The sequence below is a fragment of the Micromonospora sp. NPDC050200 genome, from assembly GCF_040656135.1.
In the GTDB taxonomy this organism is placed as follows: domain Bacteria; phylum Actinomycetota; class Actinomycetes; order Mycobacteriales; family Micromonosporaceae; genus Micromonospora.
Map to the genome: position 1 here is coordinate 52023 of NZ_JBFALG010000032.1, position 19880 is coordinate 71902.

Genomic DNA, 19880 nt, shown 5'->3' on the forward strand with positions numbered 1-19880 from the left:
TGCCCCCCCAGCCCCTGAAAGGAGGATGCGCGGCATCCACCGGTCCACCAGCACACGGACCGGCCCCGCGCGCTCAGCCATGGATGTCATCACCACCGGGATCGGCGTCCTGCTCGCCGTCCTGCTCCTCGTCGCCCTCGGCGTGGTCATGCTCGTCAGCCGGCTGTTCCGCAAGGTGGAGCAGGGCAAGGCGTTGATCGTGTCCAAGGTCCGGCGGGTCGACGTCACCTTCACCGGGGCGGTCGTGCTGCCCGTGCTGCACAAGGCCGAGATCATGGACATCTCGGTCAAGACCATCGACATCGAGCGGACCGGCAACGAGGGTCTCATCTGCCGGGACAACATCCGGGCCGACATTCGGATCACCTTCTTCGTCCGGGTCAACAAGACCGTCGAGGACGTCATCAAGGTGGCCCAGGCCATCGGCACCGCCCGGGCCAGCGACCGGGAGACCCTCCAGGAGTTGTTCAACGCCAAGTTCTCCGAGGCGCTGAAGACGGTCGGCAAGCAGCTCGACTTCGTCGACCTCTACACCAAGCGTGACGAGTTCCGCGACCAGATCATCCGAGTGATCGGCACCGACCTCAACGGCTACAGCCTGGAGGACGCGGCGATCGACTTCCTGGAGCAGACTCCGCTGTCCCAGCTGGACGCCAAGAACATCCTCGACGCGCAGGGCATCCGGAAGATCACCGAGCTGACCGCGATCGAGCACGTGCGCACCAACGAGTTCCAGCGCAGCGAGGAGAAGGAGATCACCCGGCAGAACGTCGACGCCCGGGAGGCGATCCTGGAGCTGGAGCGGCGGGAGGCCGACGCCGAGGCCAAGCAGCGGCGCGAGATCGAGACGGTGCGGGCCCGCGAGGAGGCCGAGATCACCCGGGTCCGGGCGGAGGAGCGGCTGCGGGCGGAGACGGCGAACATCCGCACCGACGAGCAGTTGGGCATCCAGCAGGAGAACCGGGCCCGGGAGATCGCGGTCGCGGAGAAGAACCGCGAGCGGGTCATCGCGATCGAGACCGAGCGGATCGAGAAGGACCGCCTGCTGGAGGTCATCGGCCGGCAGCGGGAGACCGAGCTCAGCACGATCGCCAAGGACAAGGAGGTCGAGGCGGAGAAGCGGGCCATCGCCGAGGTCGTCCGGGAGCGGATCGCGGTGGAGAAGACCGTGGCCGAGCAGGAGGAGAACATCAAGCGCCTGCGGGTGGTCGAGGAGGCCGAGCGTACCCGCCAGGCGGTGGTCATCCAGGCCGAGGCCGAGGCGCAGGAGAGCCTGGTCAAGGACATCAAGGCGGCGGAGGCGGCCGAGGCGGCGGCCAAGTTCAGGGCCCGTGAGGAGTTGGTCCTCGCCGAGGCCCGGCAGCAGGCCGCTGAGCTGGACACCCGCGCCAAGATCCGACTGGCCGAGGGCCTCCAGGCGGAGGCGGCGGCAGCCGGCCTGGCCGAGGTGCAGGTCCGCGAGCGCGGCGCCGAGGCGATCGAGAAGGTCGGCCGCGCGGAGGTCGCCGTCGAGCGCGACAAGGCCCTGCTGGCCGCGGAGGCGGTCCGCGAGAAGCTGAAGGGCGAGGCCGAGGGCCTCACCGACAAGGCCGCGGCGATGGCCGCGCTGGACGACGCCACCCGTGAGCACGAGGAGTACCGGCTGCGGTTGGAGCTGGAGAAGGAGGTACGCCTCGCCAGCCTCGACGCCCAGCGGCAGGTCGCCGAGGCGCAGGCGAAGCTCGTCTCCACCGGCCTGGAGAAGGCGAACATCGACATCGTCGGTGGGGACAGCGTCTTCTTCGACCGGCTGCTCAGCTCGATCTCGTTCGGCAAGAGCGTGGACGGCTTCGTCGCGCACTCCGACGTGGCCCGTGGCCTCGCCCAGCCGTGGCTGGACGGCACCGCCAGCTTCACCGACGACCTGACCCGGATGCTCGCCTCGGTGAACACCGGTGACGTGCAGAACCTGACCCTCTCCGCCTTTCTGCTTCAGCAGATGCGGGCCGGCGGCGCCGACGCGGGCAAGCTCCAGGAGCTGCTGAAGGCCGCGCAGCGTCTCGGCGTGGCGGAGACTCCGGTCGGGGCACTGGCCGGCCCGCGGCAGCGTGCCGGTGAGTGAGCCGGTGACCGACGGGAGCACGGGGCCCGCCGCGGGCGGCGCGGCGGCTCCGGGCGGAGGCGGACTGGACGCGGGCAGCTACGAGGTGCTGCGCAACCGGCTCGTCAGACAGGCCGCCGAGCTGACCCGGCGGGCGGAGCGGCTCAACGCCCGGCGGCTGGAGGTCTTCGGCAGCACCGAGCTGCGGCTGCTCAGCACCGAGCGGATCCGTACGGAGCACAACTGCGTCCCCCGGGACATCGTGTCGGTGGGCGGGTTGATGCTCTTCGGCTACAACGTCTTCATCGGCCTCAAGCCGGAGACGACGGTCGACGACGTCTTCTCGCTGCACCACTTCGTGCGGGGACGCGCCGACGACACCGCTGGCAGTGCGGGCGACGACACCACCGGCAGCCAGGGCGGTGACACCTTCCGGTTCGACCGGGTCGGCCCGGACGAGATGCCCGGCCTGCTGCGCGACCCCCAGTTCCAGCGCGACTTCGGCGAGCTGTACCGCTACTACCGGCAGACCCGGCTGCTGCAGCTGCGCCGGCTCGACGGGCGGCTGCTGGCGGTGTTCCAGACCGGCCCGCGCACCGACGACATCCGGGTGCTGCGGTGGCGCATCGACTCCGGCGGTGAGGTCGGGTACGTCGACAACCGGGGCGAGCGGGACCACGTCTTCCCGCCCTCGCACGACTTCGAGTGGATCGAGACGACCCGGGAGGACCACGTCCTCGGCCGGCACCCGCACATCTCCATCGCCGACGAGGTCTTCGTGGAGACGGTCGGCGGCACCCTGACCGTCAAGCTGGAGAACAACACCGAGGTCGGCGAGGGCATCTACGACGAGCCGGTGGACGAGCCGTTGCAGAGCCTCGCCGACGCGGACGTGAGCTGGGCCCGGGTCGGTCCGCTGATCCTGCTGCGGCTGCGGCCGTACAAGGAGACCGAGTGGCGGCACCTGGTCTTCAACACGCTGACCCGGGAGGCCGTCCGGCTCGACGGCATCGGCCCGGCCTGCCAGCGGCTGCCCGAGGACCACGGGATCATCTTCCCCGGCGGCTACCACCTGGCCACCGGGGTCACCCGCACCTTCGACACCGACGTGTCCGGGCTGGAGTTCGAGCGGGTGGTCCGTTCCCCGAACGGGGAGGACGTCCTCTACGTCTTCCACGCCCGCGCGGAGGGCCGGTCGCTGCTGCTGCCCTACAACGCCATCCGCAAGGAGGTGGCGACGCCGATCCCGTGCCACGGCTTCTCCCTCTTCGACGACGGCACGCTGGTGGTGTTCCGGGCGACCTCGGAGGAGCCGACCCGGGTCCACCCGATGCAGATCTGGCAGACGCCGTTCGTCTCCGACGCGTACGCGGCGGCGCAGCCGGCGGGCACCGGCCCGCTGGAACGAGTGGGCAACGCCGACCTGGTCCGCGGCATCTCCGACTGCCTGTCGGTGGCCCGGACGGTCGACGGCACCGCCCCGACGGCCGGGGTCTACGAGGCGTTGATCGCCGCCTGCGCCCGCATCGTCGACCACTACCACTGGCTCGGCGACGGCGACCTCGGTGACCTGCTCGCCCCGGTGGGCGAGCTGCGACGCACCGCCGTCGCGGTCCTCGATGAGTATGAGAACGTCCGTGCCCTCACCGAGCAGGCGCGCACCGCGCTGGACGAGAGCGCCGAGCGGATCGCCTCGCTGGCCCGCCGGGCCCGCGGTGAGGCGCCGCTGACCGCCGACGACTGGGTGAGGCAGCTCGCCGGGCTGCGCCAGGCGCGCGGTCACCTGGAGACCCTGCGCGAGCTCCGGTACGTCGACCAGGACCGGGTCGACGAGCTGGCGGCGCGGCTCGACGAGGAGCTGACGGCCGCGGGCCGGCGGGCGGTGGACTTCCTGCGCCGGGACGACGCGTTCACCGGCTACCAGCGCGAGGTGGACCGGCTCGGCGGGCAGGGAGCCGGGATCGGCACGGTGGCCGAGGCCGGCGCGGTCCGGAACGAGCTGGCCGAACGCGCCGAGGGGTTGCAGACCATCACCGACGTGGTCGGCGGGCTGGACATCGCCGACGCGACGGTCCGCACCGGGATCCTGGCCCGGGTCGGCGAGGTGCTCGGCGGGGTCAACCGGGCCCGGGCGGTGCTGGACAAGCGCCGCCGGGAGCTGCTGGAGGTGGAGGGGCGGGCCGGCTTCGCGGCCGAGTTCGCGCTGCTCGGGCAGGCGGTGACCGGGGCGCTGGCGGCGGCGGACACCGCCGAGCGCTGCGACGAGCAGCTCGGCCGGCTGCTGCTGCGGGTGGAGGACCTGGAGTCCCGGTTCGGGGAGTTCGACGACTTCCTCACCGAGCTGGGCAACCGGCGGACCGAGATCTACGAGGCGTTCTCCTCCCGCAAGCAGGCGCTGCTCGACGAGCGGGCCCGGCGGGCCGACCGGCTGGTGTCGTCGGCGGACCGCGTCCTGGCCGGTGTGCACCGCCGGGTCGGCACGCTGGACTCGCTGGACGCGATCAACACGTACTTCGCGGCCGACCCGATGGTGGGCAAGCTGCGCGCGGTCGTCGACGAGCTGCGTACCCTCGGCGACCCGGTGCGGGCCGAGGAGCTGGACGGCCGGGTCCGGGCCGCGCGCCAGGAGGCCGGCCGCGGCCTGCGTGACCGCCTCGACCTGTACGCCGACGGCGGCGAGACGATCCGGCTCGGCCGGCACCGGTTCGCGGTGAACACCCAGCCGATCGACGTCACGGTGGTGCCGCACGACGGGTCGATGGCGGTCGCGGTGACCGGCACTGACTACCGCGCCCCGGTCCGGGACGAGGAGTTCGCGCGCACCCGCCGGTTCTGGGACCAGTTGCTGGTCTCCGAGTCGCCGCAGGTCTACCGGGCGGAGTACCTGGCCACGTCGATCCTGGCCGCCGGCGAGGCGGGTCGGGACGGGCTGACCCTGGACGGGCTGCGGGCGGCGGCGGCCGACGCCGGTGACCTGCGCGATCTGGTCCGCCGGTTCGCCGAGGCCCGCTACGACGAGGGTTACGAGCGTGGCGTGCACGACCACGACGCCACCGAGATCCTCCGGGCGTTGCTGCGCCTGCACGCCGGGGCCGGCCTGCTCCGCTATCCGCCGGCCGCCCGGGCCGCCGCGCAGCTGTTCTGGCGGTTCGGCGCCGACGAGGCGGCCCGCGCGGGCTGGACCGCCCGCGCCGCCTCGCTGGCCCGGGCCCGGGTCCGGTTCGGCCGCCCGGACCGCCGGCCGGTGCCGTCGCCGGACTCCGTCGGCCAGCCAGCAGAGTCCGACGGTGACGCGATCGACCGGCTGCACGCCGAGCTGACCGCCGAGGTGGGCCGCTTCCTGACCGGCGTCGGGCTGACCGGGCCGGCCAGGGAGGCCGGCCTGGCCGGCGAGTACCTGTTCGAGGAGCTGTCCCGACCGCCCGCCGGGTTCGTCACCGGCGCCGGGGCCCGGGCGATGCTCGACCGGTTCCGCCGCGCTCTCGGTGGCCCGCAGTCGCCGTCGGCGCGGGAGTTCGACGCCGACCTGCGGGCGCTCGACGGCGACCTGACCAGCCGTCATCAGCTCGTCGAGGCGTGGCTGACCGCGTTCGTCGCCACCGACGACGGGACGCTGGCCGGGTACGACCTGCCGGAGGCGGTCGCGGTGGAGCTGTGCGGCACCGGCCTTCCCCGGCACGAGGCGACGGCGGCGATGTCGGAGACCGTCGGCGGGCTGCTCGGCGCGCACCCCCGGATCGCCGGGGCGGGGATCGCGCTGCGGCTGGACGAGACGCTGGCCCGCACCCGCCGCTTCCGCACCGAGCTGGTGCCCGCGTACCGGGACTACCAGCGGCGGCGCAACGCCCTGGTGGCCGCCGAACGGGACCGGCTGCGGCTGGAGGAGTACCGGCCGAGGGTGCTGAGCGCCTTCGTCCGCAACCGGCTGCTCGACGAGGTGTACCTGCCGCTGATCGGCGACAACCTGGCCCGCCAGCTCGGCGCGACCGGCGACGCCAAGCGGGTCGACCAGATGGGCCTGCTGCTGTTGATCTCCCCGCCCGGCTACGGGAAGACCACCCTGATGGAGTACGTGGCCAGCCGGCTCGGCCTGGTCTTCGTCAAGGTCAACGGGCCGGCCCTGGGCTCGGCGGTCACCTCGCTCGACCCGGCGGACGCACCTGACGCCACCGCCCGACAGGAGGTGGAGAAGATCTCCTTCGCCCTTGAGCTGGGCAACAACGTGCTGCTCTACCTCGACGACATCCAGCACACCTCCCCGGAGCTGCTGCAGAAGTTCATCTCGCTCTGCGACGGGCAGCGCCGGATGGAGGGTGTGTGGGACGGCCGGACCCGCACGTACGACCTGCGGGGAAAGCGGTTCGCGGTATGCATGGCCGGCAACCCGTACACCGAGTCGGGGCAGCGGTTCCGGGTGCCGGACATGCTCGCCAACCGGGCCGACGTGTGGAACCTCGGTGACGTGCTCTCCGGGCGGGAGGAGGTGTTCGCGCTCAGCTACATCGAGAACGCGCTCACCTCGAACCAGGTGCTGGCGCCGCTCTCCGGCCGGGACCCGGGCGACGTCGAGCTGCTGGTCCGCATTGCCCGGGGCGACGACTCGGTCCGGGCCGACCAGCTCTCCCACCCGTACTCGCCGATCGAGCTGGAGCAGATCGTCTCGGTGCTGCGCAAACTGCTGCGCGTGCAGCAGGTCGTGCTGACCAACAACCAGGCGTACATCGCCTCGGCGGCGCAGTCCGACGCCTCCCGCATCGAGCCGCCGTTCCAGCTCCAGGGGTCGTACCGGAACATGAACAAGCTGGCCGAGCGGATCGTCCCGGTGCTCACCGACGAGGAGTTGGAGGCGGTCATCGACGACCACTACCTCGGCGAGGCGCAGACCCTGGCCGCGGGCGCCGAGGCCAACCTGCTGAAGCTGGCCGAGCTGCGCGGCCGGCTCACCCCTGAGCAGGCCCGCCGGTGGGCCGAGGTCAAGGCGGGCTACCTCCGGGCCCGGGCGCTCGGTGGCGCTTCCGACGACCCGGTCGACCGGGCGGTGGGCGTGCTCGGCCTGTTGGCCGACCGGGTCGGCGGGGTGGAGGCGGCGATCGGCCGCGCCGTCGACCGGGCCTGACGCCGCGGCGGGGGAATCTCCCGGGTACGGGCAACCCCCGCAGCGCCGCCGCGAGCCCGGCGCCCGGGTGTCACCCGGGCGCCGGAGCACCGTCAGTGGCAGCGCCAGCGGACCGCGCGCATGTCGATGGTCTGCCGGCCGGGCTTCGTGTCGAGGTGGCCACCGATCACCTGCCCGTCATCGCTGATGCTCACCGCGTCCGCACCGTACCGGCCGGTGCGCCCGTCGAGGTCGGGCAGTCGCACCAGCCCGTCGTCGGTCAACAGTCCGGAGTCGATGTCGTCGCGCTGCTGCCCGGCGGTCGGGGGGTGAACCTGAAGCAGGCCGACCATCCATCCTCGACCGTTGCCGGCGGACGGATAGAGCTTGGCCGGCAACGGCGCGTACTCGCCGCGGTCCAGGTGGTAGCGGACCGCGTGTATGGACCGGTCGCCCCCGCGCCGGTACGCCATTCCGGTGATCCACCCGCCCTGGAACGACTTGGGCGCGAATTCGGTCGCCGTACCGCCGGTGACCGATGGCAGCGGCAGCAGCTCGGGCTTTTCGCCGGACCGCCAGACGACCGCCCGTGGCGCCCCCTGGGGGCCGTTCTGGATCTTGCCGACGACCGTGCCGTCGGAGTCGACGCCGATGGCGGTCCCTTGCCACTTCGGGCCGGGCAGCGGCAGGTCGACGGCCGGCTTGTCCGAGTCGGACCACAGCACCGGCAGCCGCCGGTCGCCGTCCTGCCGGGCCCCGACGATCCGGCCGTCGTCACTGATCGCCGTGGCCTCGCCAGCCGTCGCCCCCGGCAGCCGGGTGGCCTTGCCCGACCGCACCACGTACGGCTGCGGCCGGTCGCCGACGACCGCCACACCGACGGCGACGCCGGACGGGTTGACATCGACCAACTGCTGGTCGGAGCCGGGCAGCCGCACCTCGCGGGCCTGGCCGTCGTCCCAGATGATCACCGGGTACGAGAAGCCGCTGCTCGGGTACGAGCGGCCGAGCAGATACCGGCCGGTCGGGTCGCCGCCGGTGACCGCGCTCTTGCGGATCCCCCCGGGGATGGGCAGCAACTCGGCCGTGCAGGTGGTAGGCCCGGCCGACGGCGGCGGAAGGCTGGCGCTGGCCGACGCCCCCGCCATCGGCTGCCCCTGCTCGACCGGCCGGTCGGCCCGTACGGCCAGCGGCACGACCGCCACCGCCGCCACCGCCGCCACCCCGGCGACCGAGGCGGTGAGCGTCCGGCGGTTGCGCCGACGACGGCGCGCCTCGCGTATCGCCGTGGACAGGTCCACCCGGGACGGCCGGTCGGGGCCGTCGTCGAGATGCCGCAACAGTCCGGCGAAGTCTTCCTCATCGGTTGTCATCGCACCGCTCCTCTCTCCATCAACTCCCGGTCGCCGAGCAGTCGGCGCATTGCGGCGAGACCGTGCGAGGTCTGGCTCTTCACCGTGCCGGCCGAGCAACCCAGGGTGCGGGCCACCTCGTCCACCGGCAGGTCGTGCAGAAACCGCAGGACCAGGACGGCCCGCTGACGCGAGGCCACCTTCGCCAGGGCGTCGCGCAGCACAGTCCGGTCCTCCACGCCGTGGTCCTCCGTACGGCGCACGTCCGGCGGCGCGCCGAAGAGCCGGATCCGCCACCAGCCCTTTCGGCGGCCGTCGAGGAAGAGCCGCACCAGGATCGTCCTGACGTACGCGTCGATCTGGTCGGCCCGCGACGCCCGGGACCAGCGCTCGAAGAGCCGGACCGCCGTCTCCTGCACCAGGTCGTCGGCCTGGTCGATGTTTCCGCACAGCGAATACGCCAGCCGGTGCAGCATCGGCAGCCGCGCGCTGAGGTACTCGACGTATTCCTGTTCCGATGCGTCGGGCATCCGGTTACCTCCGTCAGTTCCCCCCTACAGACGGCGGTAGGTCGGAAACGGTTGTACGAGCCTACGAGGGGCTCTCGCCCACTTGGTCCGACAACCGATCTGGCGCGGATCCCGTCTCCTATCCGGAGTCTCCATCGAGGAGTGCGGAGGAAGCGATGCTGACAGGACGTAGACGCAGGTTCTCGAGACAGGTCGGGGTGGTCGCGGGCGCGGCCGCGTTGAGCCTCGGTATCGGTGGTGGCAGCGTGGTGGCCCAGCCCCCGACGCAGCCGTCGACGCAGCCGTCGAGGCAGCCGTCGATGCGGCAGCAGACCGGCGCCGAGCGGGACGGGCCGGTGCTACCGGCCGGCAAGACGTACACCCTGACGTTGTTGACCGGTGACGTGGTGACCGTCTCCGGGCGGGGCTCGGCCTGCCCGGCGGTCACCGTACGGCCGGCGAAGCCGAACGGGGTGCAGTACCGCGGTTGCGGGCCGGACGGCCACCTGCGGGTCGTGCCCGCGGAGGTCGCCGGGCTGCTCGGTTCGGTGCTGGACGAGTCGCTGTTCGACGTGACGGCGCTGATCCTCAACGGCTACGACGACGCGCACAGCCGGGAGCTGCCGCTGATCGTGCGGCCGGGCGACGCCGGGGCGCCGACGGCGGCGGCACTCGCTGCGGATCCACTGGCCGCCGGTCTGGGCCGGCGTCGGGCACTACCGGCCATCGCCGCAGTGGCCGGGCGGCAGCCGAAGCAGAGCGGAGCGGCGCTCATCCGTACCGTGCGGTCACGGACCGCGGGGCAGCACGCCGCGCGGGCCGCGCAGGCCGGCCCCCGGGTGTGGCTGGACCGGCGGGTTCGCGCGACCGGGGTGCCCGCACCGGTCGCGGCCCCGCCGCTGAGCAAGGCACCGATGACCGAGGCGGCCGGGACGCCAGCCCGCCGCGAGTCGGCAACCGGTGGCCTGGACGGCAACCTGACCCAGATCGCCGCCCCGACGGCGTGGCAGGCCGGGTTCACCGGGGCGGGTGCCCGGGTGGCCGTGCTGGACACCGGCGCCGACTTCACCCATCCGGACCTGGTGGGCCAGGTGGTGGAACGGGCCGACTTCGGCACGCCGGGTGGGGACGCCGTGGACCGCATGGGGCACGGCACGCATGTCGCGGCGACGATCGCCGGCACCGGCGCGGCGGCTGGCGGTGAGCGGCGTGGTGTCGCTCCCGGCGCGAAGCTCCTGGTCGGCAAGGTCCTCGACGACTACGGCTTTGGCACCGAGTCCCAGGTCATTGCCGGGATGGAATGGGCGGCAGCGCGCGCGGACGTGGTGAACCTGAGCTTGGGCAGTGACGAGCCGAGCGACGGCAGCGACCCGTTGTCCCTCACCGTCGACGAGTTGACCCGGCAGCACGGCACGCTCTTCGTCGTGGCCGCCGGCAACGACGGCCGCATCGGCTTGATCACCGGGCCCGCCGCGGCGAGCAGGGCCCTCACTGTCGGCGCGGTGGACCGCAGCGACACGCTGGCCTACTGGTCCAGCCGGGGGCCACTGGTCAACACCCGTGCGGCCAAGCCGGAACTGGTGGCTCCGGGCGTGGGCATCGTGGCCGCGCGGGCCGCGGGCACCCTGCTGGGCGACGCGCTCGATGCCCGGTACACGATCGCCTCGGGTACCTCGATGGCGGCTCCGCACGTCGCCGGGGCCGCGGCGCTGCTCGCGCAACGGCACCCGGACTGGCGGGCCGACCAGCTCAAGGCTGCCCTGGTCGGTGCGGCCGACCCGCTGCCCGGCGCGGACAGCTACGCGGTCGGCGCCGGACGGCTGAACGCCGCGCGGGCGCTGACCGGAGTGGTCGCCGGGCAGGACCTGGTCAACCTCGGCACCTTCGACTATCCACAGTCCGGCACCGCGTCGACGCCGCTGGCCTGGCGCAACACCGAGTCGCGAGCGCTGAGCCTGGAGCTGGGCCTGACCGTCCGGCACCACGACGGCACGGCCGCGCCGGCCGCCGCCGGGACGCTGTCGGCGAGCTGGCTGACGGTCACCCCGCAGGGCACCGGGCGGATCACCCTGCGGATCGACCGGGCCCGGCTCGCCGCGAAGCCGGGGCTGTACACCGCGGTCGTCACCGCCCGCGCCGTCGGCGGGTTCGTGGCCGCCACCCCGGTCGCCTTCTACGTGGAACCGCCGAGCTACGACCTGACCCTGAGCGCGACGACGCTGCCCGACGCGCCGCCGGGGGTCGACCAGTTCGGCGGGGTACGGGTGGTGAACCTCGACGACCCGGCGATCTTCGCCAAGTTCACCAACGTGGCGCCGGGCGAACCGGCGACCGTACGGGTGCCGGTCGGCCGGTACACCGTCGCGGGCTACCAGATGGAGATCGACTTGGACACCTGGGCGAGCCGCCGGGCCGTCCTGGTCGGCGACCCGGATGTGCTGGTCAACCGCGACATCGCGTTGGTGGCCGACGCCGGGCGGGCCGGGCAACTGCGGGCGAGCGTCGACGGGGTGTCGACCGAGGCCGAACAGGTGGGCATCACCTACCAGCAGTACGCGCCGGACGGGACCCTGGTCAGCCAGGACTCTGCGTTCGCCTGGGGTGCCGAGGCCCGCGACTGGGGCGTGTACGCGGTGCCGATGGCCGAGCCGACGGTCGGCAGGTTCGAGGCGTACACGACCGTCAGCCTGCAGGCGCCCGGTGAGCAGCCCAGCCCGTTCGTCTACGAGGTGATCCGGGCGCTGCCCAGCGGCATTCCCGCCGACCTGTCGCACCAGGTGACCGCGAGCGAGCTGGCCACGTTTGCCCGGATCGACCAGCGTTTCCATCGGCTGGACAAGCCGGGCTCGACCACCGGCCACAAGCGGTACGGCTGGACCGCCGATGGCCTGAACGCCCTCGACGCCTACACCGAGAACGTCCCGACCAACCGGGTCGACTACCTCTCGCCGGGCTTCCTTTACCAGGATGAAGCGTTCTACTTAGGCCCGAACGACGACTCTGACACGGTGACGCAGGAGGCGCCGCAGCGGTACGCACCGGGCAGCCGGCACAGCAAGACCTGGGTGCGGCAACCGCTCCGCCCGGACTGGTACGACGACCCGGCGGCATCGATCAGCAGCTGCACGCCGGCACCGATCCGCCGCACCCGGGGCAATCTGCACGTCGAGTTGGTCGACCTGGCCGACCAGCACCAACGCGTTGACTGCCTCGGCTTGTACGACCAGTTCGCGGAGCTGGCGAAGCGGAAGCTGACCCTGCACCGCGACGGGCGCCTGGTCGGCGACCACACCGGGTCGTCCGGCGACTTCACCATCCCGCAGCAGGCGGGTGACTACCGGCTCAGCTACGACCTGGACGCCAGCGCGCTGATGCCCATGTCGACCAAGGTGAGCACCGTCTGGACCTTCCGGTCCACCGGGCCGTCCGACCTCAGCAGCGTCCCGGTGCCGCTGCTGTCGGTCGACTACGCGCTGCCGCTGGACACCGCCAACCACCCGACCGGGGGCGCGGCGGGCTTCACCGTGCACCAGGCGCACGGCGTGACGAAGCAGCGGGTCACCGGATTCGAGCTGTGGACCTCCACCGACGACGGCACCACCTGGCGGCCGGTGAGCGTACGGGCCGGCGACGACGGCGACTTCACCGCCACGCTGCCGAAGCCGGCCAGCGGGCAGGCGGTGTCGCTGCGGGTCAAGGTGACCGCCGACGGCGGCAGCGAGATCGACCAGACGATCATCCGGGCCTACCGGGCCGGCTGACGATCGACCGGTGCCCCGGTGCCCCGGTGCGGTACGGCCGCACCGGGGCGGCCGGGTCAAGGCCCCGCCGGGGTGACCTGCTGGTGCCGGCGATTCATGATCTTCATGGCGTCGAGCCTGCCGCCCGGTGCCGGCCGGGAGCATCGGGGAGACTCCCCCGGCTACCCGGGACGGCGGGTCGGCTGCCCCCTGGTCAGCCGTAGTAGCGGCGCAGTTCCCGGCTGAGCACCTTGCCGGTGGCGTTGCGCGGCAGGTACTTCACGAAGATCACGTCTCGGGGCACGGAGAACCGGGCCAGGTAGTGCCGGACGTACTCGCGGACCGCCTCGGGGTCGAGCACCTCGCCGGGGTGCAGGCAGAGGAAGGCGGCGAGCCGCTGTCCGTGCTCCGGGTCGGGTACGCCGATCACGGCGGCCTCGCGGACCTGGGGCAGGCGGGACAGCAGTTCCTCCACCTCGGACGGGAAGACGTTCTCCCCGCCCGAGACGATCATGTCGTCGGCGCGGCCGTCGACGAAGAGCAGCCCCTCGGCGTTGATCCGGCCGAGGTCGCCGGTGTCGAGCAGCCCGTCGTGGGTCTCCCGCCGCGCCCCGGAGGTGTAGCCCTCGAATAGCATCTCGTTGCCCACGAAGATCCGCCCGACCCGCCCGTCGGGCACCGGCTCGCCGTCGGCGTCCAGGATCTCCAGCCGGGTGCCGTGCGGCGGCCGGCCGGCGGTGGTGGGGGCCGCGCGCAGGTCGGCGGGGCCGGCGATGGAGGCCCAGGAGACCTCCGTCGAGCCGTACAGGTTGTGGACCACGTCGCCGTAGACGTCCATGAACCGTGGCGCCAGCCCGCCGGGCAGCGCCGAGCCGCTGACCGCGACGACCTTCAGCGGCGGCCGTGGCTCCGGCGGCGGCACGTCGAGCAGTCGCTGCACCATCACGGGTACGGCGAAGAGCGCCTGGCACTGGTGCGCCACGAGCGCGGCCAGCGTGGCGGTCGGCTCGAACCGGCGGTGCAGCACGATCGTGGCGCGCAGTGCGAAGGCGACCTGGAGGGCGGCGTACCCCCAGGTGTGGAAGAGCGGCGCGGCGATCAGCACGGTGTCCCGGGCGTGCAGCGGGATGCGGTCGATGATGGACGCCAGCGGGCCGAAGCCGTTGGGTGTGGGGCGGCGCGCGCCCTTCGGCGTGCCGGTGGTGCCGGAGGTGAGCACGATCGTCCGGCCGTCGCGCTCGGGCGGTTGCAGCTGGTCGCCGGGGAGCGCGCCGGCGATCAGCTCCTCGTGGCCGCGTTCGTCCACCCGGTGCACCTCGGCGGGCAGGCCGAGGAGCCGGTCGGCGAACTCGTCGTCGTGCACCAGCACCCGCAGCCGCTGTTCCTCGGCGACGGTGGTCAGCTGTGCGGCGGCGAGGCCGCTGTTGACCAGCACCGCGTCCGCGCCGAGCAGGGTGGCGGCGACGACCGCCTCGATCAGCCCGTGGTGGTTGCGGCAGAGCACCCCGACCCGGTCGCCGGCCTGTACGCCGAGCCCGGTACGCATCGCCCGGGCCAGCCGCTCGGCCCGGTCGAGCAGCTCCTGGTAGGTCAGTTCGCCGCCCTGTTCGTCGAGGACGGCGATCCGGTCCGGGTCCCGGGCGGCGGCCTGGCGCAGCTCGCCGGCGAGACTCCAGCCCCACTTGCGCAGCGCCCCGAGCTGGGAGGCGACCCGGATCGGCCGGCCCGGGGTGAGCAGCCCGCGTCGGGTCAGCGTGGCCACGACGAACGGCAGGTCCATGTGGCGGCCTCCTTCGAGGGGTGCGCTGACGGGCCCCCGTGGGGGCCCGTCACCGGGTCGTCACCTTCCGATCATGCATCGGATGCTTCCCGGAGCCCAACCGGTGCGAGCCGCGGCCACCTGGTGGACACCCCGGTGTGGTGGGCGCCGCCACCGAGGGTGACGGTCAGCGGATCTGCATGCCGGAGATCGCGCGGGAGATGACCAGCCGCTGGATCTCCGAGGTGCCCTCGAAGATGGTGTAGATCTTGGCGTCCCGGTACCACCGCTCGACCGGGTGGTCGCGCAGGAAGCCGGCCCCGCCGAGCAGCTGCACCGCCTTCTCGGTGACCGCGACGGCCACCTCGCCCGCCTTGAGCTTGGACATCGAGCCCTCGCCGGCGGTGAAGGGGCGGTTGTTGCGGCCCATCCAGGAGGCCCGCCAGACCAGCAGCCGGGCGGCGTCGATCTCCATCTTCATGTCGGCCAGCGCGAACGCGACCGCCTGGTTGGCGATGATCGGCCGTCCGAACTGGACCCGGTCCCTGGCGTAGTCCAGGGCGTACTCGTAGGCGGCCCGGGCCACGCCGAGCGCCTGCGCGCCGACGGTGGGTCGGGACAGCTCGAAGGTGCGCATCGCGGCCTGCCCCGAGGCGCGCTGCCCGGATCGGGCCCGGTCGAGCCGTTCCGTAAGGGCGTCCCGGTCGCCGAGCAGGCAGCGCCCGGGCACGCGTACGTCGTCGAGGAAGACGTCGGCGGTGTGCGACGCACGCAGGCCCAGTTTGCGCAGCTTGCGGGTCGCGCTGAGCCCGGCGGTCCCCGGCGGTACGACGAACGCCGCCTGCCCGCGCGAGCCCAGCTCCGGGTCGACCGAGGCGGTGACCACGTGCACCCCGGCGATCCCGCCGTTGGTGGCGTACGCCTTCTGCCCGCGCAGCACCCACTCGTCGGTGGCCTCGTCGTAGACGGCCCGGGTCCGCATCGCGCCGACGTCGGAGCCGGCCTCCGGTTCGCTGGTGCAGAACGCGGCGACGGCCGGCTGGTCGACGTCGCCGAAGCACTGCGGCACCCATTCGACCATCTGGTCGGGGGTGCCGGCGCCGTAGATGGCGGCGACCGCGAGGGAGGTGCCGAAGATGCTCAGGCCGATGCCGGCGTCACCCCAGAAGAGTTCCTCGCTGGCGATCGGCAGGGAGAGGCCGGTGGGGTCGGCCCAGCAGGTGGCGAGGAACTCGAAGCCGTACAGCCCGACCTTTGCCGCTTCCTGGATGACCGGCCAGGGAGTCTCCTCCCGGGCGTCCCATTCGGCCGCGGCCGGGCGCACGACCTCGGCCGCGAAGCCGTGCACCCAGTCGCGTAGGTCCCGCTGTTCCTCGTTCAGGTCGAGCGAGAATTCGGCCATGTCAGGCCTTGGGGATGTCGAAGAGGTTGGCGATGTTGGCGGCCAGGCCCAGATCACCCTTGGCCTTGAGCTTGCCGGTCATGAACATCATCACCGGGTTGGCGCCACCGGAGACGATCTTCAGGAACTCGACCGGGCCCATGGTGAGGCTGAGCTTCGGGTCGTGCTGCGGGGTCTCGTTGACGGTGCAGGCGCCGTCGGCGATGGCGACCTCGTAGGTGTCGGTGCCGCCATCGGGCCGGCCGGTGATGTTCCAGTGGATGACCGCGTTGGTGGAGCCGGCCCGGTCGGCGCGGAACAGCGACGGCATCCGGCCGAAGACCTCGCCGAGGACCTTGCCGCGCAGGTCGCCGGCCATCACCTCGGCGATCCTGTCGTCGGGGGTGGACTTGACCAGCTGCGCGAATTCCTTCGGGCCGACGTTGGTGAAGTTGGCCGGGTCGAAGTCAGTCATGGGGAATGCACCTCTCGGGGCGGGCCGACTTTGGTTACTCGGCCGTAACCTTACGCACGAGTAGGTATGCTCGCAAGAGTGTCCAGCACACCCACCTCCAAGCGCCTCCCCCGGGCCGTACGCGAGCAGCAGATGCTCGACGCGGCGGTCAAGGTCTTCTCCCGGCGCGGCTTCCACGCCGCCAGCATGGACGAGATCGCCGAGGACGCCGGCATCTCCAAGCCGATGGTCTACGCCTACCTCGGCACCAAGGAGGAGCTCTTCGTCGCCTGCCTGCACCGCGAGGGCACCCGGATGATGGAGGCGATCGCCGGGGCCGCCGCCCCTGACCTGCCCGCCGACGAGCGGCTCTGGCGCGGGCTGCGCGCCTTCTTCGGCTTCGTCGGGGCGCACCGGGACGGCTGGGCGGTGCTCTACCGGCAGGCCCGGGGCTCGCAGCCGTTCGCCGGGGAACTGGCCGCGATGCGCGCCCGGCTGGTCGAGGTGGTCGCCGGGATGCTCGACCACGCGCTGCGCGCCGAGGGGCGCGAGGTGGGCGAGACCGAGCTGGAGGTGGTCGCGTACGCCCTGGTCGGCGCGACCGAGTCCCTCGCGGACTGGCTGGCCGACCACCCCGAGGCCGACCCGGAGAAGACCGCCACCCGGATGATGAACGTCGCCTGGCTCGGGGCGGGCCAGCTCCTGCACGGCGCCACCTGGCGCCCGCCCGCGACCTGACCGCCCGGATCCACCCCGCCCGTGGCGCGGGCCCATGATCCGCTGACGGTTTCCGGCACCGTCGGCGGCCGGTCGTGTCGGATGCCGCATCCCGATCAGCCGCAGCGATCAAGAGCGGTGCATGGCGGCGCGGCGACGGGCGCGGCGGCGGAGCCAGCGTCCCGCCTCCATCAGACCGGTGACCGCGAGGGACAGGCCGACACCGGCCAGCAGGCCCATGACCGGGTCGCGTTCGAAGGCCAGACCCCCGAAGTAGCCGAGCAGGCCGCAGTAGATCGCCCAGGTGCCGGCGGCCACCGTGTCGAAGAGCAGGAAGCAGCGCAGCGGGTAGCGGACCGCGCCCATCGTCAGGGTGACCGCGGTGCGACCGCCGGGAACGTACCGGGAGGTCGTCAGGATCATCCCGCCGCGCCGGTCGACGGCCCGGCGGGCCCACTCAGAGCCGGAGCACGGCTGCATGCCCTCATGCTGGGTGCTGGACCACCGGCCGGAGGCCGAGTCGCCGGATCAGGCGCCCGTGCGTGCGGGGAACCGCTGCGCCGCGCGGCGGGGCCGGACCGGTCCACCGTTGAGCCAGCCGTGCGGGGTCTTGTCCTCGGCCGTGGGGCCGCGCGAGCTGAGCACCACCGGGGCGGCCAGCTCCTGCCGTACCGCCGCCACCCAGTCCGGTGGCGGGTCGTCGTACTCGGGTGTGGCTCGCAGCAGGCGGGCGGTGAGCGCGGCCTGCCGGTCCAGGTCGCCGGCCGGGCCCGGCGTGAGCCGGTCGGTGTCCCGGTAGCGGCGGCAGATCCGCAGCCGGGGGCCGGCGAGGTCGAGGTGGGTCAGCGCGAGGCCGTCGACGCCGCCGGCCGCCGCGAGGGCGTACCGGTGGGCAACCGCGTCGAAGTGCCCGAACCGGAACCGTCCCTGCCACGGGTTGGTCGGGTTGCGCGGGTCGGTCAGCTGCAGCGCCCGGTCCTCGGTCACCAGCGGCCCCGGGCCGTGCCGGGTGGTCACCACCCGCAGTACGCCCAGCCGCCGCGCCTGCCCGGCCAGGCCCGCCTCGGCCAGCAGCGCCTCGGCGTTGGCGAAGGTCGTCGTGCTCCACGTGGTGTACGGGTGGAAGCCGTGCCACTCGTCGAGGAGCACCCCTTGCGCCCCCTCGAAGACGCAGGTCCCCGCCCGCAGCGCCCCGGCCAGCCAGCCCCGGTCGACGATCGCGACCCGGTCGGCGAACCCGGTGAACGCGGGCAGGCAGTCCTTGACCGGCGGCGCGTCCAGCGGGCCCAGCTCGGCGGTGAGCCGGTCCCGCAGTGTGGCCAGCCGGCGGCGGAGCAGGGCCGGGGTGCGGCAGTCGGCCACCCGCGGCGCGTCGTCGGGGTGGGCGAGGCCGTAACCGACCGCCTCGCCCACCCCCAGCCCGCAGGAGCCGTGCCGGTCGGCTCCGCGGGCGACCTCCCGGGCCCGGTTGGCGGCCCGGTGGTAGGGCGTGGCCAGCAGCGCCTCCCCGTCGACCGTCAGCCGGTCGAGCGCGTCGGGCACCCCCACCGACGTGAGGTGGTCGGCCTCGGCGGCCAGCGCCAGCGGGTCCACCACCACGTGCCGCGACAGGTGCGTACGGACCCCGGGGCGGAACGTCCCGGCGCCGAACTGCGCGTACGTGTGGTGTCGTCCGTCGCGCAGCACGACGTTGTGCGCCGCCTGCGCGCCCCCGTTGAAACGGACCACCGTGTGGACGGGCCGGGTCGCGCAGAGCCAGTCCACGACGGTGCCCTTGCCGGCGTCGCCGTAGCCGAGGTCGACCACCATCACGTGGTTCACAGCCGGGTGACCCCGCCAGCCTGGCCCCGGCTCGCGGGAAGCCCGGCCGGAGTCGTGAGTGCGGTCCGCCGCCCGCCGCCCAGCCGGGCCAGCGCCTTCGACACCGTGCCGGTGGCCGCCGAGTCGGCCCGGTCCAGGTCCCGCAGGCCCTCGTCCAGGTCGATGGCCTGCTCGCCGAGCCCGATCGTCAGCGCGATGGTCTCGCAGACGGCGTCCAGGTCGTCCAGCTCGACGGCGTTCTGCCCGAGCAGGCCCCGCCAGTGGTCGAGCACGTTGGCGTTGCCGGAGTGGTGGCTGCCGGCGGGGAGCAGGTAGTAGGTGTCCCAGCGGCGGGTCACCTCGTCGACGATCTGCCGCAGCCCGACGTCCTCGCGCAGGTCGTCGCCGATCAGGCGGGCCACCTCGCGGGCCTTCACCCGGGGGTAGGCCAGCTCGTCGCCGATGATGAAGAGGTAGCCGCGCCGGCCCCGCTTGTCCCAGCAGTCGGTGACCGTGTGCCGGGCCATGAAGTACATCGCCAGCTCGTACGACTCGGTCATCTGCCCGCCGCCGCCCCCTTCCAGCACGATCCGGCCGAGGTCGTCGTCCATCCGGTTGTCCGATTCGAACTGCCCGACCTGCAACGGCACCCGGTCACAGGTGGCGTCGCCGATCGCGCCGAACATGATCTGCGGGTCGCGGGCGTAGCCCTGGCGCAGCAGCAGGCCGAGCAGCTTCGGCAGCTTGGTCTGGAGCACGCGCGGCACGTGCCCCATCGAGCCGGTCACGTCGAAGAGCACCGCGACGGCCGTCGACTGCGGGTGCTCGTCGGAGTCGCGGCTCTCCCGTACCGCGCCGCGCGGGTCGAGCGCGGGGTGCACGGTGCGCGCCCCGCTGTCGCTGTAGGAGAACGCGCTGGCGCCGGTGGCCCGGCGGTAGCGGTCCGCGGCGTCGTACACGTCGGTGGACCAGATTCCACTGCCCATGACAGCT

At 73.1% G+C, this 19880-nt stretch carries 11 protein-coding genes and 1 pseudogene; 4 read left to right on the forward strand and 8 right to left on the reverse strand.

The features are described 5' to 3' along the window. Positions 1 to 79: 79 nt before the first annotated feature. Complete coding sequence (locus AB0I41_RS21470) at positions 80 to 2101, forward strand: flotillin family protein (RefSeq protein ID WP_357110206.1); 2022 nt, start codon at positions 80 to 82, stop codon at positions 2099 to 2101. After that, positions 2094 to 7196, forward strand: a complete 5103-nt coding sequence (locus tag AB0I41_RS21475; protein ID WP_357110208.1) for a DNA repair ATPase — start codon at positions 2094 to 2096, stop codon at positions 7194 to 7196. The genes AB0I41_RS21470 and AB0I41_RS21475 overlap by 8 nt, the downstream gene beginning before the upstream one ends. 92 nt (positions 7197 to 7288) lie before the next feature. Here the strand turns inward: AB0I41_RS21475 and AB0I41_RS21480 are convergent, their stop codons facing one another. Together AB0I41_RS21480 and AB0I41_RS21485 are read right to left on the reverse strand one after the other, a co-directional pair. Beyond that, positions 7289 to 8548 (reverse strand): hypothetical protein, encoded by a 1260-nt coding sequence (locus AB0I41_RS21480; protein WP_357110211.1) that lies wholly within the window; start codon positions 8546 to 8548, stop codon positions 7289 to 7291. Then, on the reverse strand, positions 8545 to 9057 hold the full coding sequence (locus tag AB0I41_RS21485) for a SigE family RNA polymerase sigma factor (RefSeq protein WP_357110214.1): 513 nt from the start codon (positions 9055 to 9057) through the stop codon (positions 8545 to 8547). The genes AB0I41_RS21480 and AB0I41_RS21485 overlap by 4 nt, the downstream gene beginning before the upstream one ends. Positions 9058 to 9356: 299 nt before the next feature. On the opposite strand from AB0I41_RS21485, the gene AB0I41_RS21490 reads away from it, so the two are divergent. Continuing rightward, positions 9357 to 12797, forward strand: a complete 3441-nt coding sequence (locus AB0I41_RS21490) for a S8 family serine peptidase (RefSeq protein ID WP_357110217.1) — start codon at positions 9357 to 9359, stop codon at positions 12795 to 12797. A gap of 193 nt (positions 12798 to 12990) precedes the next feature. On the opposite strand, the gene AB0I41_RS21495 is transcribed toward AB0I41_RS21490, so the two are convergent. The 3 genes from AB0I41_RS21495 to AB0I41_RS21505 all read right to left on the reverse strand — a co-directional run bounded on the left by AB0I41_RS21495 (position 12991) and on the right by AB0I41_RS21505 (position 16391). Then, a complete protein-coding gene (locus tag AB0I41_RS21495; RefSeq protein WP_357110220.1) occupies positions 12991 to 14556 on the reverse strand; it encodes an AMP-binding protein in 1566 nt (521 codons plus the stop codon). Positions 14557 to 14722: 166 nt separating this feature from the next. Continuing rightward, positions 14723 to 15937, reverse strand: a complete 1215-nt coding sequence (locus AB0I41_RS21500; protein WP_357110222.1) for an acyl-CoA dehydrogenase family protein — start codon at positions 15935 to 15937, stop codon at positions 14723 to 14725. 1 nt (position 15938) lies between these two features. Further along, positions 15939 to 16391 (reverse strand): SCP2 sterol-binding domain-containing protein, encoded by a 453-nt coding sequence (locus AB0I41_RS21505; RefSeq protein WP_357110225.1) that lies wholly within the window; start codon positions 16389 to 16391, stop codon positions 15939 to 15941. Positions 16392 to 16469: 78 nt separating this feature from the next. Here AB0I41_RS21505 and AB0I41_RS21510 point away from each other — a divergent pair, with 78 nt between their 5' ends. Further along, positions 16470 to 17108: a TetR/AcrR family transcriptional regulator gene (locus AB0I41_RS21510; RefSeq protein ID WP_357110227.1), complete on the forward strand. Its 639-nt coding sequence runs from the start codon at positions 16470 to 16472 to the stop codon at positions 17106 to 17108. Between the two features lie 108 nt (positions 17109 to 17216). Here the strand turns inward: AB0I41_RS21510 and AB0I41_RS21515 are convergent. From AB0I41_RS21515 to AB0I41_RS21525, 3 genes and pseudogenes are all read right to left on the reverse strand, one after another. Continuing rightward, a pseudogene (locus tag AB0I41_RS21515) lies at positions 17217 to 17549 on the reverse strand (DedA family protein); the annotation flags it as partial. Positions 17550 to 17615: 66 nt separating this feature from the next. Continuing rightward, entirely contained in the window at positions 17616 to 18908 is a 1293-nt protein-coding gene (locus AB0I41_RS21520; RefSeq protein ID WP_357110230.1) for an adenylosuccinate synthetase, read from the reverse strand. Next, entirely contained in the window at positions 18905 to 19873 is a 969-nt protein-coding gene (locus AB0I41_RS21525) for a hypothetical protein (RefSeq protein WP_357110233.1), read from the reverse strand. The genes AB0I41_RS21520 and AB0I41_RS21525 overlap by 4 nt, the downstream gene beginning before the upstream one ends. Between the last annotated feature and the right edge of the window lie 7 nt (positions 19874 to 19880).